12 protein-coding genes are annotated in these 14325 nt (G+C 64.1%); 5 read left to right on the forward strand and 7 right to left on the reverse strand.

All coding sequences use genetic code 11. The features are described from left to right. Positions 1 to 56 precede the first annotated feature (56 nt). A complete protein-coding gene (locus JL2886_RS13595; RefSeq protein ID WP_065272497.1) occupies positions 57 to 2696 on the forward strand; it encodes a TIGR02302 family protein in 2640 nt (879 codons plus the stop codon). Positions 2697 to 2797: 101 nt separating this feature from the next. On the opposite strand, the gene JL2886_RS13600 is transcribed toward JL2886_RS13595, so the two are convergent. Beyond that, the gene (locus JL2886_RS13600; protein ID WP_065272498.1) at positions 2798 to 3733 is read right to left on the reverse strand and encodes a zinc-ribbon domain-containing protein; all 936 of its coding nucleotides are present in this window, start codon (positions 3731 to 3733) and stop codon (positions 2798 to 2800) included. Between the two features lie 205 nt (positions 3734 to 3938). Between JL2886_RS13600 and JL2886_RS13605 the strand changes: the two genes are divergently transcribed. The 4 genes from JL2886_RS13605 to JL2886_RS13620 are packed head-to-tail and all read left to right on the forward strand — an operon-like array spanning position 3939 to position 6853. Continuing rightward, positions 3939 to 4616, forward strand: coding sequence for a cell division ATP-binding protein FtsE (locus tag JL2886_RS13605; RefSeq protein WP_065273706.1), 678 nt, complete (start codon positions 3939 to 3941; stop codon positions 4614 to 4616). Continuing rightward, entirely contained in the window at positions 4613 to 5524 is a 912-nt protein-coding gene (locus JL2886_RS13610) for a cell division protein FtsX (protein WP_065272499.1), read from the forward strand. Before JL2886_RS13605 ends, JL2886_RS13610 begins: the two co-directional genes overlap by 4 nt. Then, the gene (locus JL2886_RS13615) at positions 5521 to 6270 is read left to right on the forward strand and encodes a lysophospholipid acyltransferase family protein (protein WP_065272500.1); all 750 of its coding nucleotides are present in this window, start codon (positions 5521 to 5523) and stop codon (positions 6268 to 6270) included. The genes JL2886_RS13610 and JL2886_RS13615 overlap by 4 nt, the downstream gene beginning before the upstream one ends. Continuing rightward, positions 6248 to 6853, forward strand: a complete 606-nt coding sequence (locus JL2886_RS13620) for a pyridoxamine 5'-phosphate oxidase family protein (RefSeq protein ID WP_065272501.1) — start codon at positions 6248 to 6250, stop codon at positions 6851 to 6853. The genes JL2886_RS13615 and JL2886_RS13620 overlap by 23 nt, the downstream gene beginning before the upstream one ends. 4 nt (positions 6854 to 6857) lie before the next feature. Here the strand turns inward: JL2886_RS13620 and JL2886_RS13625 are convergent, their stop codons facing one another. The 6 genes from JL2886_RS13625 to JL2886_RS13650 all read right to left on the reverse strand — a co-directional run bounded on the left by JL2886_RS13625 (position 6858) and on the right by JL2886_RS13650 (position 14325). Then, entirely contained in the window at positions 6858 to 7385 is a 528-nt protein-coding gene (locus JL2886_RS13625) for a hypothetical protein (RefSeq protein ID WP_065272502.1), read from the reverse strand. 54 nt (positions 7386 to 7439) lie between these two features. Beyond that, positions 7440 to 7754, reverse strand: coding sequence for an EthD family reductase (locus tag JL2886_RS13630; protein ID WP_065272503.1), 315 nt, complete (start codon positions 7752 to 7754; stop codon positions 7440 to 7442). Positions 7755 to 7849: 95 nt separating this feature from the next. After that, the gene (gene lpdA / locus JL2886_RS13635; RefSeq protein ID WP_065272504.1) at positions 7850 to 9244 is read right to left on the reverse strand and encodes a dihydrolipoyl dehydrogenase; all 1395 of its coding nucleotides are present in this window, start codon (positions 9242 to 9244) and stop codon (positions 7850 to 7852) included. A 96-nt stretch (positions 9245 to 9340) separates the two neighbouring features. After that, positions 9341 to 9730, reverse strand: coding sequence for an MAPEG family protein (locus JL2886_RS13640; RefSeq protein ID WP_065272505.1), 390 nt, complete (start codon positions 9728 to 9730; stop codon positions 9341 to 9343). A 102-nt stretch (positions 9731 to 9832) separates the two neighbouring features. After that, on the reverse strand, positions 9833 to 11362 hold the full coding sequence (odhB, locus tag JL2886_RS13645) for a 2-oxoglutarate dehydrogenase complex dihydrolipoyllysine-residue succinyltransferase (protein WP_065272506.1): 1530 nt from the start codon (positions 11360 to 11362) through the stop codon (positions 9833 to 9835). A gap of 11 nt (positions 11363 to 11373) precedes the next feature. Then, complete coding sequence (locus JL2886_RS13650; protein ID WP_065272507.1) at positions 11374 to 14325, reverse strand: 2-oxoglutarate dehydrogenase E1 component; 2952 nt, start codon at positions 14323 to 14325, stop codon at positions 11374 to 11376.

Genomic DNA, 14325 nt, shown 5'->3' on the forward strand with positions numbered 1-14325 from the left:
GCGGTCGGGGCACCCCCGCAACCGCGCCCGCACCCGCGCAGAGAGGCATCGCCGAAATGGCCGCATCCGACGCTGCATTCCCCAAGGCTGACCCGCGTCTGAAACCGCTGCGCTGGCCCCTGCGCCTAACGCGGGCGGGCATGATCGCGGAGCAGCTGCTGCGCGCCCTTTGGCCTGCGGCCTCCGTGCTGATGCTGGCGCTGGCGGCGGTGATGCTGGGGCTGCACGATGAATTACCGGTCGAACTGGTCTGGTCTGGTGCCGTGCTCAGCGCGCTAGCGCTGGGGCTGGCGCTCATCTGGGGCATCAAACGGTTTTCCTGGCCAAGCCATGCGTCGGCGCTGGCGCGGCTGGACGCAACCCTGCCGGGGCGACCAGTCAGCGCGCTTCTGGATAGTCAGGCGATTGGCGCTTCCGACCCGGCATCGGCGGCCTTGTGGCAGGCACATCAGCGGCGCATGGCGACAGCGGCGCGGCAGGCCCGCGCGCCCTCTCCAAATCTGAAAATCGCAGCGGCGGATCCCTTTGCCCTGCGGTATATGGCGCTTCTGGCGCTAGTAGTGGCGCTTGTCTTCGGCTCGTTCTGGCGGGTCAGCAGCCTCAGTGGCATGACACCGGGCGCGGCCTCAGCGATGAACGGGCCGACCTGGGAAGGCTGGATCGCACCGCCGCGTTACACGGGCCTGCCGGTTCTTTACCTCAACGATCAGCCTGCCGGGGAGCTGACCCTGCCCGAGGGCAGCCAAATCACCCTGCGGTTCTATGGTGAGATCGGCGCATTGACGTTGGATGAGACCGTTTCCGCCCGCACTGGCGAACTACCCCCGGCGACCGATCCGCAGCAGGAATTCGAGGTCCGTCAGGAAGGCCAGCTGGCCATCGCCGGGCAGGGCGGGCGCGATTGGCAGGTCACGGTGACGCCGGATGCACCGCCCGCAGTTGCGGTGGCGGGCGCGCCGGATCTAGGCCCCGAAGGCGCGCTGAACCTACCCTTCGCGGCGCAGGATGATTACGGCGTCGTCGGCGGAACCGTGCGGATTTCTCTGGACCTTGCGGCGCTGGACCGGCGGCACGGGCTGCAGATCGACCCGGACCCGCGCGAGGATATCGTACTGGACCTGCCGCTGCCGCTCACCGGCGGGCGCAGCGATTTTACCGAACGCCTGATCGAGGACTTCTCGCAGCACCCTTGGGCCAATTTGCCGGTCACTTATACCTTCACCGCGCAGGACGCGGCGGGGCAGAGCGGCACGGCAGCCCCCTTTGGCGCGCCGCTGACAGCGCGGCGCTTTTTTGATCCGCTGGCCGCTTCAGTAGCCGAGCAGCGCCGTGATATCCTTTGGGCGCGGGCCAATGCGCCGCGGGTGGCGCAGATCCTGCGGGCGGTGTCGCATCGCCCCGATGGGATTTTCCGCGATGCGGGTAGCTATCTGCGCCTGCGCGGCATTCTGCGGCGGCTCGAAAGCCATCTGGCGGCAGGCGCACTGACATCCCCTGCGCAGGAAGACATCGCAGCGGCGCTGTGGGATCTGGCCATCGCGCTGGAGGAAGGCGATGTGGGCGACGCGCTGGAGCGGATGAAACGCGCTCAGGAGCGGCTGAGCCAGGCCATGCGCGAAGGCGCCAGCGATCAGGAGATCGCCCGCCTGATGCAGGAGCTGCGCGAAGCAACCGATGATTACCTGCGCCAGCTGCAACGGCAGGCCGAACAGAACGGCGAGATGATGGAACCGGGTGAGATGCCCGAGGACATGATGCAGCTCAGCCAGGACGACCTGCAGGCGATGATGGACCGCATTCAGGAACTGATGGAGCAGGGTCGCATGGCCGAGGCCGAGCAGGCCCTGCGCGAATTCCAGCAGATGATGGAAAACATGCGCATGACCCGCGGCCAGCAAGGCCAGCAGGGCGGTGATCAGGGACGGCAGGCCATGGAGGGTCTGGCCGAGACCCTGCGCGAACAGCAGGGCCTCTCCGATCAGGCCTTCCGCGATTTGCAGGAACAGTTCAACAGCGATGCACAGCGCGGTCAAAGCCAGGGCAACGAGGGCCGCAACGGCGGTCAGGGCCGTGGACAGAGCCACGATGGCACCGGCGGCACTGGCGAGGGCGGCGAACAATCCGGGCAACAACAGGGTGGCGGCGGCGATCCGGGACAAAGCCAGCCGGGGCAGGGCGGCTCTGGCGCGGATGGCAATCCCAGCGCGGGCGATCTGGCTCAGCGTCAGCAGGCCCTGCGGAACGAGCTGGAACGTCAGCGTGACGGCCTGCCCTTTGGGGGCGAGGAAGGGCGTAATGCCCGCGATGCGCTGGATCGGGCAGGCCGCGCCATGGAGGGTGCCGAAGAGTCGTTGCGGAACGGCGATCTAGCCGAGGCCATCGACCAGCAATCCGATGCGATGGAAGCCCTGCGCGAAGGCATGCGCTCGCTTGGCGAAGCCATGGCACAGCGCCAGCAGCCGGGACAGAACCAAGGACAGCAGGGACAGGCCCAGCCCAATGGCTCGGCCGAGGGGCTGGATCCGCTGGGACGCGCCAGCGGCATGGACAATGGCGACAGAGGTGCGGTTCCGGACCGGGGTTCGGCGCATGGCCGGGCCTGGGATCTGTTGGAGGAAATCCGTCGCCGGTCGCAGGATCGCAGCCGTAGCGAGGAAGAGCGCAACTATCTGCAGCGGCTGTTCGACCGGTTCTGAAGCGGCTAGGGCTGAATTGAGACCCTATGCGTGGCATTCTTTAAGGAAATGACGGTCTCAAACGCAGTTGATCAATGCGCCTGCTGGACCAGAAGCGGTGATCAGGGCTGCGGTGTTTGCAGCGCCTTGACCTGCGCATCCAGCCACAGCCGCGCCTGATCGACCCAGGTGACATAGCTGCTGAGGTAAGGATCGGCCTGCGGTACCGCCTCGGCGATCTTGGCGGCGTTGGTGTAGATCATCATCAGGATCAACGCGAGCAGGATGGTGAGCGCAAAACCGCGTGCAAAGCCGCTTTTGCGTGGCACTGGCGTGTCCTCGGCAGCGGCCTGAACGGCGGCGGCATCCCCGGCGCGCAGGGTCGAGTTGATCTCTTCGATATCCGGCAGCACGCCCCGGCGTTGTCCGCTGGCTTCGGCTGCCAGTTGACGCGGGTCCTGCCCCTTGATCCGGGCCATCCGGTCCTTGGCCTGACGGGCGCGCAGGGCCTGTTCGTTTTCGGGCAGATCATCCAGACCCAGATTGGGCTGGCTCTCCAGCCCCTGTGCAGGCGCAGAGGCCGCGCGGAGGGAGGCTTCGCGCTCTGCCTCTTCGCGCAGGATGTCCGATAGCGCCGGGTCCAGGCCCCGCTGCCGCCGCGCGGCGCGTTCGGCTTCGTCGTCCATGTCAGGGGCGGGGGCAGGCTCTTCCGGCTCGTCCTCTTCCTCGGCTGGCAGCTCCTCGGAGGTGGTCAGATCCTCTGCCGCCTCGGGCATCTGCTCTTCTTCAACATGGGGAGCGTGTTCTGGGGAAGGTATTTCCTCGGCTGCGGCCTCTGATATGATGGCTTCTTCTGTGGCGACCTGTTCGGATACCTCTGGTGTGCCCTCAGGCTCTGGGGCTGTGTCCTCGGCCACAGGGGGCTCTGCGCTGGCGCCTGCAGCGGGTTGGAACCAGGTGGTGCCGCAGCTGGAGCACTGAACATCGCGTCCTTCTTCCGGGATAACGTCATCCGGCACTTCGTACTGGGCAGCGCAATTCGGACATGTCAGGCGCATTCTGTGTCTCCTTGGACCCGGAGTGTTCCGGGTGCAATTCAGCGGTATTTCCAAATGACCATAGGGAGTTCGGGGCCATCAAGGAAGGGGCAATTGCGCGGGGCGCCGCGCACGCGGGCGTGACCGGCGGCGCCCGCAGGGCTGCGGGCCATTGAAACTGGCGGTGCTCTGGGGCAAAACGAGCAAGCAGCACCAGGGGGACGCCGTGATCGAGCTGGACAACGTAGGCTACAATTATGGCGGCGGAGAGCTGCTGAGCAATCTGTCGATGCAGCTGGCGCCGGGATCCTTCCATTTCCTGACTGGTCCTTCGGGCACCGGCAAGACAACCCTGCTGAAGCTTTGCTATGGAGCGCTGACCCCGACCTCGGGCCGGGTGCGCGTCTTCAACATGGATGTCAAAGGGCTGGACCGGGACCAGATGGCCTTTCTGCGCCGCAGGGTCGGCGTGGTGCATCAGGATTGCCGGTTTCTGGACCACCTGCCGGTGATCGAGAATATCGCACTGCCGCTGACCGTCTCGGGGCGGGATCTGGGGCAGGAGCAGGCGAACCTGCGCGAATTGCTGAACTGGGTCGGGCTTGCGGAGCGCTCGGATGCGCTGCCGCCAGAGCTGTCCGGCGGCGAACGCCAGCGTGCGGCGCTGGCGCGGTCGGTGATCCTGTCGCCGGATGTGATCATCGCCGACGAGCCGACTGGGAACGTCGATTGGGAGATGTCGCAACGGCTGCTGCAATTGCTGGTCGAGCTGAACCGCATGGGCAAGACCATCCTTGTGGCAACCCATGATCTGTCGCTGATCCGGGCGGCCAAGAACCAGGTTCAGGCCCGGGTGCTGAGGATTTACGACAAACAGCTGCATCTTGCGGGAGCGGATCTATGAGCAGGGACGGCTTTGGCGGGCGCCTGCGGGCGCTGATCAGCGGCGATGCACAGGCCGACCGGGTGGTGCCCCCCAGTGGCTTCACGGCGCAGCTGACCCTGTTTGCTGCCGGGGCGATGGCGTTCCTGGCGGTCTTTGCGCTGGCGCTGTCGCTGGCCTCGGGGCGGCTGGCGGACCGTTGGGCGGATGAATTGGCCCGCGCCGCGACCCTGCGCATCAATGCTCCCGCCGAACAACGTGCCGCCCAGACCGGGGCGGCCCTGACCATTTTGCGGCAGACGCCCGGTGTGGCCTCGGCACGCGCCTTTACCCCCGAGGAACAGGCGGCGCTGCTGGCGCCCTGGTTCGGCGCCTCGGTGCCGATTGATGCGCTGCCGGTACCGCAGCTGATCGAAGTGATCGAGGATGATCCCGGCTATGATGCCACCGGCCTGCGCCTGCGTCTGCAGGCCGAGGTGCCCGGTGCGGTGCTGGACGATCATACCCGCTGGCGGGCGCCGCTGGTGGATGCGGCGCAATCGCTGCGGCGTCTGGCGGTGGTGTCGATCCTGCTGATCGGTGGCGCCATGGGGGCGATGATCTCGCTTGCGGCCAATGCAGCGCTTGCGGCCAATGCCCAGGTGATCGAAGTGCTGCGCCTTGTCGGCGCGCAGGACAGCTATATCGCGCAGGCCTTTATCCGCCGCTTTACCCTGCGGGCCTTCAGCGGCGCGATTGTGGGGATGGGATTTGGCATGTTGGGTGTCTGGCTGATGCCTGCCGCCTCGGACGAGGGCGGCTTTCTGACCGGGCTTGGCTTTCAGGGCTGGGGCTGGCTGCTGCCGCTGGTCATTCCGGTGCTGGGGGCGCTGGTGGCCTATGTGGCGACGACCCGCGCGGCCAACAAACGTCTGGGAGAATTGACGTGAAGGATGCAATTCAATGGCTGCGCTCGCTGCTGTTCGTGGGCCAGATCTATCTGATGATGCCGGTGATTGGCCTTGCCTTTGCGCCCTGGGCCATCTTCAGCAAGCGCGGTGCGCGCGTCTGTTGCAAGACCTATTCGCGCTGGGTGTTCTGGAGCGCCCGCTGGATGGTTGGCATCCGCTGCGAGGTGCGCGGCACCCCGCCATCGGGTGAAGCGCTGATCGCGGCCAAGCATCAGTCGTTCCTTGATATCATGATGATCTTCACGGCGCTGCCGACGGCCAAGTTCATCATGAAAAAGGAAATCCTGCGCACGCCGGTGATTGGTCAATACGCCAAGCTGTTGGACTGTGTGGCGGTGGACCGGGGCAAGCGCGGCGCCGCCATCCAGAAGATGGTTGCCGACGTGCATGCCGGGCGGCAGGAGGCGGGCCAGCTGGTGATCTACTCGCAAGGCACCCGCGTGGCCCCGGGCGTGAAGGCCGAGTATAAGGTCGGCACCGGCGTGCTCTACGAACAGCTGCAGCAAACCTGCGTGCCGGTGGCCACCAACGTTGGTGTGCTATGGCCGCGCAAGGGTATCATGCGCCGCCCCGGCGTTGCAGTGGTGGAGTTCCTGGACCCGATCGAACCGGGGCTGGAGCGGCAGGAATTCATGAAGATATTGGAAGAACGGGTCGAAGAGCGATCCGATGCATTGATGCGCGAAGCGGGGTTTGAACCGGATGGATTACATCGAAACACTTGAAGATCTGGAGGCGCTTTACGGGGAACCGGGAGCGCCTTCTTTACGTAAGGTGGCGCGTCGGATGACGCCGCTTTATCGCAAATGGATCATGGCCTCGCGGCTGTGCGTCCTCTCGACGGTCGGTCCCGAAGGCACCGATGCCAGCCCGCGCGGCGACGATGGCCCCTGCGTGCTGGAGCTGGACCCCGGCACCCTGGCGCTGCCCGATTGGCGGGGCAACCAGCGGATCGACTCCTTGCGCAATATCGTGCGCGATCCCCGGGTATCGCTGATGTTCTTCGTGCCCGGTTCAAACAACGTTGTGCGTCTCAATGGTCAGGCTCGGATCACCGCCGATGAAGCCCTGCGCGCCCGCTTTGACCGGAACGGCAAGCAGCCCGCCACGGTGCTGGTGATCGCCATCGACGAGATCTACAGCCAATGCGCCCGCGCCCTGATGCGGGCGGGAACCTGGACCGCAGGCGATCAAAGCGAAGGCCTGCCCAGCATGGGAGAGATCCTCGCCGAGCAGACCAATGGTGAGGAAGGCGGCAAACCCTATGACGATGCCTGGGGTGCACGTGCCGCAAAGACGATATGGTGAGAGATTAATCCGGCGTGGGTGGTGCCTTGAATGACAGAGAGCTGCCCGCGCTATCTCCCCAATCGGGGTAGGCAAAATGATATATTCCCCACCGTCCCGGTGAAGAAAAGCTGCCGATGAACCAGCCTTTGGCGAGGGCTTCATCGCCCATAACTGCCTTGGGATCATATACCAACTGGGGGAAATCTCTCGCGACGATGACGCCAGTCAATTCCAACAACTCCTCTGCCTCCTCAAAGGTCAGAGCATGGGGCGCGTAGGTGGACACAGTACAGCTGGTCGCAGCAACGCGCAGGAAACTGCCAGATTGTGTGTCGATCCACCGCTGTGCGGTACCCTCGTCATGTGTTCTGGTCAGGCTGGAGAACAGTGCATCGGGACTGTCGCCAGTCAATGCAGGCGCAAGGCAGATGCCATGAAACAGGTCTGCCATGCGTTCAGCGCGCGTTTGCTTCGGCCAGATTTGTGATGCTCCGCCGAGGCCTACCGCTAGGCCTGCTGCAACAATTCCGAGTAAAACGCGTTTCTTCAAAAATGCGGTCCTAAATTGCTAGCGGGTGGCACATTTCAGCCACCGCCACTTATTTCAGTTCATCAACAATTCGCCCACGAGGATCTGTGGGCGGATGTTGGTGAAATTGGCAACATCATCAATGATCACGCTGCCCTTTTCACCCATAGCAGTATTAAGCGCGTCATCGTTGGGAAAGGTGATTGTCGCGATCAGCAGATAGGGCGGTGGCACATCCGGGCCTCCGGCTAGCCCGCGCGAAGCCTCGACCGTTTCAATCAATTCGCCCCAGTGCTCTTCGATCAAAGGCAGATGGGTCTCGACGTAATAGTCATAGTCAAATGTCGCCTCATCGGAGGCGGGGTAAAGCACTTGCAGGCTGATGGTCATGGCTGTCTCCTGTATCAGACGGAAACGGCCCGCCAATATGGGCGGGCCGCTGAATTGGTGTGGAACGCGAACGCATCGCGTCGCCCGAAGTGGGCTTAAGCGTGTATCGCGCCGTCACCACAGGCGAGGGCCGCTTCGCGCACCGCTTCGGAGTAGGTCGGGTGCGCGTGGCAGGTCAGGGCCAGGTCCTCGGCAGAGGCGCCGAATTCCATGGCAACGCAGATCTCGTGAATCAGATCACCGGCGCCGGGGCCGATGATGGCTGCGCCCAGAATGCGGTCGGTTTCCTTGTCCGCGATCAGTTTGACGAAGCCTTCGCCCTGGTGCACGGCCTTGGCGCGGCCATTGCCCATGAAGTTGAACTTGCCGACCTTCAGCTTGCGGCCTTCGGCCTTCAGCGCGTCCTCGGTGGCGCCGACGGTGGCAACCTCAGGCGTGGTGTAGACGACACCAGGGATCACGCCGTAGTTCACGTGGCCATGCTTGCCCGCGATCACCTCGGCCACCGCCATGCCTTCGTCCTCGGCCTTGTGGGCCAGCATCGGACCCTCGATCACGTCGCCGATGGCGTAGATGCCTTTGACGTTGGTGGCCCAGTGGGCATCCGTTGCGATCTGGCCGCGTTCGGTCAGCTTCACCCCCAGCGTATCAAGGCCCAGCCCCTCGGCATAGGGTTTGCGGCCGGTTGCGACCAGCACCACATCGGCGTCAAGTACCTCGGCATCGCCGCCTTTCTTGGGCTGGTAGGTCACCTTGCCCTTGGTCTTGGTGGTCTCGACACCCTGAACGGCGGCGCCCATGATGAAGTTGAGGCCCTGTTTTTCCAGGATCCGCTTGAAGGTACGCTGCACGTCCTTGTCCATGCCGGGGCAGACCGCGTCCATGTACTCGACGACGGTCACCTCTGAGCCAAGGCGGGCATAGACCGAGCCAAGCTCCAGCCCGATGACGCCCGCACCGATGACGACCATCTTCTTCGGCACCTTGGGCAGCTCCAGCGCGCCGGTGCTGTCCACCACGATGCCCTTGTCGTTGTCGACCTCGACGCCGGGGAGGGAGGAGGGAACCGAGCCGGAGGCGATCACGATGTTCTTGGCCTCGTGCACATCGTCGCCAACCTTGACCTGACCGGCAGCGGGGATCGAGGCCCAGCCTTTCAGCCAGTCGATCTTGTTCTTCTTCATCAGGAATTCGACGCCGCCGGTGTTCTGGCCGATGACATCGTCCTTGTAGGCCTTCATCTGGTTCCAGTCGACGGAGGGGCTTTTGCCCTTCAGACCCATCTTGGCAAAGTTGTGCTCTGCCTCGTGCAGGGAGTGGGTCGCGTGCAAGAGCGCCTTGGACGGAATGCAGCCCACGTTGAGGCAGGTGCCGCCAAGGGTTTCGCGCCCTTCGACGATGGCGGTCTTCAGGCCCAGCTGGGCGCAGCGGATGGCGCTGACATAGCCGCCGGGGCCGGCGCCGATGATGATCACGTCATAGGAAGCCATAGGAGGTCCTTTCGTTGGAACTAAGGAAAGGGCAGGGGCGATGGTCATGCATCGCCAGCGGCCCGTATTCGGGAATATGGGGAGGAGCGCTGCGCATCAGATCAGCGCCGCGATCAGCATGAGGGTGGTGGCCAGGAAGCCCACCGACCAGACGACCGACCGCCAGGGCGTGAGGCCGAATGCATAGGCAGGCACGTAAAGCACCCGGCTCAGCAGATAGACCCAGCCGCAGGCGGCGGTGAAGGGGGTGGACTGGCCGCCAAGGGTCACCACCACGCAGGCGATGGTGAAGAGGATCAGCCCTTCGAAGTGGTTGTTCAGCGCCCGTTGCAGACGGCCTGCCGTGCCGGTCAGCTGCACTGGCGTGTCACGCGGCCCCATTGCTACCTTGGGGCCGACCTGCCGGTTGGCGGTGATGGAATAGGCGAAGAACTGCAGAACCTGCAGCAGGGCGGCAAGTGTGAGGGCGGTGAGTTCAGCGGTCATTCCTAGCCTCTTCGTTTGCCCGGCAGTGCCGGGCAGCGCCCGACCCTCCCCACGGGAGGGCGCTTTCGCACCCACCCAGGGTCGGGCGCTGCCCTATGTTCTTTACAGATCCATCAGCAGGCGGCGGGGATCTTCCAGCGCTTCCTTGACGCGCACCAGGAAGGTCACGGCGCCTTTGCCGTCGACGATGCGGTGGTCATAGGACAGCGCCAGATACATCATCGGGCGGATCACCACCTCACCATTGATGGCCATCGGACGGTCCTGGATCTTGTGCATGCCAAGGATACCCGACTGCGGCGGGTTCAGGATCGGCGAGGACATCAAGGAGCCATAGACACCGCCGTTGGACAGGGTAAAGGTGCCGCCCTGCATTTCCGCCATCGACAGCTTGCCGTCACGGGCGCGCTTGCCCTTCTCGGCGATTGCCTTTTCGATCTCGGCAAAGGACATGCTGTCCGCATCGCGAATGACCGGAACCACGAGGCCGGTGGGGGTGCCGGCAGCAACGCCCATGTGCACGAAGTTCTTGTAGACGATGTCGGTGCCGTCGATTTCGGCGTTGACCTCGGGAACCTCTTTCAGCGCGTGGCAGCAGGCCTTGGTGAAGAAGGACATGAAGCCGAGACGCACGCCGTGCTTCTTCTCGAACTGGTCCTTATACTGATTGCGCAGGGCCATCACCTCGGTCATGTCCACCTCGTTATAGGTGGTCAGCATGGCGGCGGTGTTCTGGCTGTCCTTCAGACGCTTGGCGATGGTCTGGCGCAGGCGGGTCATCTTCACCCGCTCTTCGCGTGCGGCATCATCGGCAGCAACCGGCGCGCGCGGTGCGGCCGGGGCAGCAGCAGGCGCGGGGGCCGAGGCCGCGGCGGCGACGGCGCGGGCGACGTCATCCTTCATGATGCGGCCATCGCGGCCGGTGCCTTCGACATTGGCGGCGGAGATCCCGGCTTCGGCCATGGCTTTTTCCGCCGAGGGCGCATTGGCGACGTCCTTGGCCGCGGCGGCAGGTGCCGCAGCTGCAGCGGGCGCAGCAGCCGGGGCCGCCGCCACCGCAGCACCGGAGCCCGAGATCACGCCGAGTTTCGCCGAGGCATCCACGGTGGTGCCTTCGGGCGCGGTGATTTCGGCCAGAACACCAGCGGCGGGCGCGGGCACTTCGACAGAGACCTTGTCGGTTTCCAGCTCACACAGCATTTCATCCTGCGCGACAGTGTCGCCGACCTTCTTGAACCAGGTGGAGACGGTTGCCTCGGTCACGGATTCGCCAAGGGTCGGCACCATCACGTCGGTGGAGGCACCGTCGGCCGCGGCGGTGTCATCCCCGCCTGCGGGGGCCGCTTCGGCCTGGGCTGCGGCCTTGGGCTGCGGCGTCTCGGAGCCGGCGCTGCCTGCTTCGGAGATATTCGCCAGCAGCGCATCAACGCCCACTGTGTCGCCTTCGGCGGCAACGATCTCGGCCAGCACCCCAGCGGCGGGGGCGGGCACTTCGACGGTGACCTTGTCGGTCTCCAGCTCGCAGAGCATTTCATCGGCAGCAACCGCATCACCGGGTTTCTTGAACCAGGTGGCCACGGTTGCCTCGGTCACGGATTCACCCAGGGTGGGTACGCGCACTTCGGTGGTCATATCTCTTTTCCTCAGATGCTCAGCGCTTCATTCACAAGCGCGGCTTGTTGGGCTTTGTGTTGGCTGGCCAGGCCCGTCGCGGGCGAAGCCGATGTGGCGCGGCCGACGTATTGGGGCCGGGTGTGCTTGGAGCCGATGCGGGTCAGCACCCATTCGATGTTGGGCTCGATAAAGGTCCAGGCGCCCTGGTTCTTGGGCTCTTCCTGGCACCAGACCACTTCGGCATCCTTGAACCGCTCCAGCTCCTTCACCAGGCTGATCGCCGGGAAGGGGTAATACTGTTCGATCCGCATCAGGTAGATGTCGTCGATGCCACGGGCGTCGCGCTCTTCCAAAAGGTCGTAATAGACCTTGCCCGAGCACAGCACGACGCGCTTGATCTTGTCGTCGGCAGCCAGTTTGGTTTCCGAATTGCCGTGCTGGGCGTCATCCCACAGCACCCGGTGGAAGCTGGAACCGGTGGTGAATTCCTCGGTCTTGCTGACCGCCAGCTTGTGGCGCAGCAGCGACTTCGGTGTCATCAGCACCAGCGGCTTGCGGAAGGTGCGGTGCAGCTGACGGCGCAGGATGTGGAAGTAGTTCGCCGGCGTGGTGCAGTTGGCGACGATCCAGTTGTCCTGTCCGCACATCTGCAGGAAGCGTTCCAGACGCGCCGAGGAGTGCTCGGGGCCCTGACCTTCGAAACCATGCGGCAGAAGGCACACAAGGCCGGACATCCGCAGCCATTTGCTTTCACCGGAGGAGATGAACTGGTCGAACATGATCTGGGCGCCGTTGGCGAAATCGCCGAACTGGGCTTCCCACAGGGTCAGCGCGTTGGGCTCGGCCAGCGAATAGCCGTACTCAAAGCCCAGAACCGCGTATTCCGACAGGGCGGAATCGATCACCTCGTATTGCGACTGGCCCGCCCGGATGTTGTTGACCGGGTAGTAGCGTTCTTCGGTGTCCTGGTTCACGATGCCGGAATGGCGCTGCGAGAAGGTGCCGCGGGTGGAGTCCTGCCCGGCCAGACGCACCGGGTAGCCTTCGGTCAGGAGCGAGCCAAAGGCCAGTGCCTCGCCGGTGGCCCAGTCGATGCCAGCACCGTTTTCGAACATCTTGGCGCGTGCATCGAGGAAGCGACCGATGGTCTTGTGCACCGGGAAACCGTCGGGCAGGCGGGTCAGAGCACCGGCAACCTCGTTGAAGGTCTCTTCGCTGATCGAGGTCTGACCGCGCTGATAGTCGTCCTTCTGCTTGTCCAGATGCGACCAGCGGCCATCCAGCCAGTCGGCCTTGTTGGGCTTGAAGTCCTTACCGGCTTCGAATTCCTCGTTCAGCTTGGCCTGGAAGGCGGCCTTCATGTCCTCGATTTCGCCCTCGGGGATCAGACCGTCCTTGACCAGACGCTCGGTATAGAGGCTGAGCGTGGTCTTATGGCTCTTGATGTTCTTGTACATCAACGGGTTGGTGAACATGGGCTCGTCGCCCTCGTTGTGACCGAACCGGCGGTAGCAGAACATGTCGATGACCACGTCTTTGCCGAACTTCTGACGGAACTCGGTCGCGACCTTGGCGGCGTGCACCACGGCTTCGGGATCGTCGCCGTTGACATGGAAGATCGGCGCCTCGACCACCAACGCGTTGTCGGTGGGGTAGGGCGAGGAGCGCGAGAAATGCGGCGCGGTGGTGAAGCCGATCTGGTTGTTCACCACGATGTGGATGGTGCCGCCGGTCTTGTGACCGCGCAGGCCCGACAGGGCGAAACATTCCGCCACAACGCCTTGACCGGCAAAGGCCGCATCGCCGTGCAGCAGGATCGGCAGAACCTTGGTGCGGGTGGCGTCACTCTTCTGGTCCTGCTTGGCGCGGACCTTGCCCAGAACCACCGGGTTCACCGCCTCAAGGTGCGAGGGGTTGGCGGTCAGGGACAGGTGAACGGTGTTGTTGTCGAACTCGCGGTCCGAGGAGGCGCCGAGGTGATATTTCACGTCGCCCGAGCCATCCACGTCTTCGGGCTTGAAGCTGCCGCCCTGGAATTCGTTGAAGATGGCGCGATAGGGCTTCTGCATCACGTTGGCCAGAACCGACAGGCGGCCACGGTGCGGCATGCCGATGACGATTTCCTCGATGCCGAGGTTGCCGCCACGCTTGATGATCTGCTCCATCGCCGGGATCAGGCTCTCGCCGCCATCCAGGCCAAAGCGCTTGGTGCCCATGTATTTGACGTGCAGGAACTTCTCGAAACCTTCGGCCTCGACCATCTTGTTAAGGATCGCCTTGCGGCCCTCGCGGGTGAACTGGATTTCCTTGCCGAAACCTTCGATCCGCTCTTTCAGCCAGGAGGACTGCTCGGGATCGGAGATATGCATGTATTGCAGCGCAAAGGTGCCGCAATAGGTGCGCTTCACGATGTCGATGATCTGCCGCATTGAGGCGACCTGAAGCCCCAGCACGTTGTCGATGAAGATCGGCCGGTCCATGTCCGCATCGGTGAAGCCATAGGTTTTGGGGTCCAGCTCCGGGTGCGGGGTCTGGCCGCGCATGCCCAGCGGGTCCAGATCGGCGGCCAGATGGCCCCGGATCCGGTAGGCGCGGATCAGCATCAGGGCGCGGATCGAATCCAGCACCGCGCGTTGGATCTGTTCGTCCGAGACTTCAACCCCGGCCTTTGCGGCCTTTTCCGCGATCTTCTTGCCTGCGGCCTTGGCCTCCACCGGAGCGGGCCATTCGCCGGTCAGCGCACCGGTCAGATCGTCATTGGGCGCGGGCGGCCAGTCGCTGCGGGCCCAGGACGGGCCTGCGGCCTCGGCTTTCACGTCAAGCTCGGCATCGCCCATCTGGCGGAAGAACTCGGCCCAGGCGGCATCTACCGCACTCGGGTCATTGGCATACTGGGCATAAAGCTGCTCCAGATATTCCGCATTGTGTCCTTGCATGAACGAGGACGCATGGAAAATGTCATTTGGGCTTTGGTCGGTCAT

This window comes from Phaeobacter gallaeciensis (assembly GCF_001678945.1).
GTDB lineage: Bacteria > Pseudomonadota > Alphaproteobacteria > Rhodobacterales > Rhodobacteraceae > Phycobacter > Phycobacter gallaeciensis_A.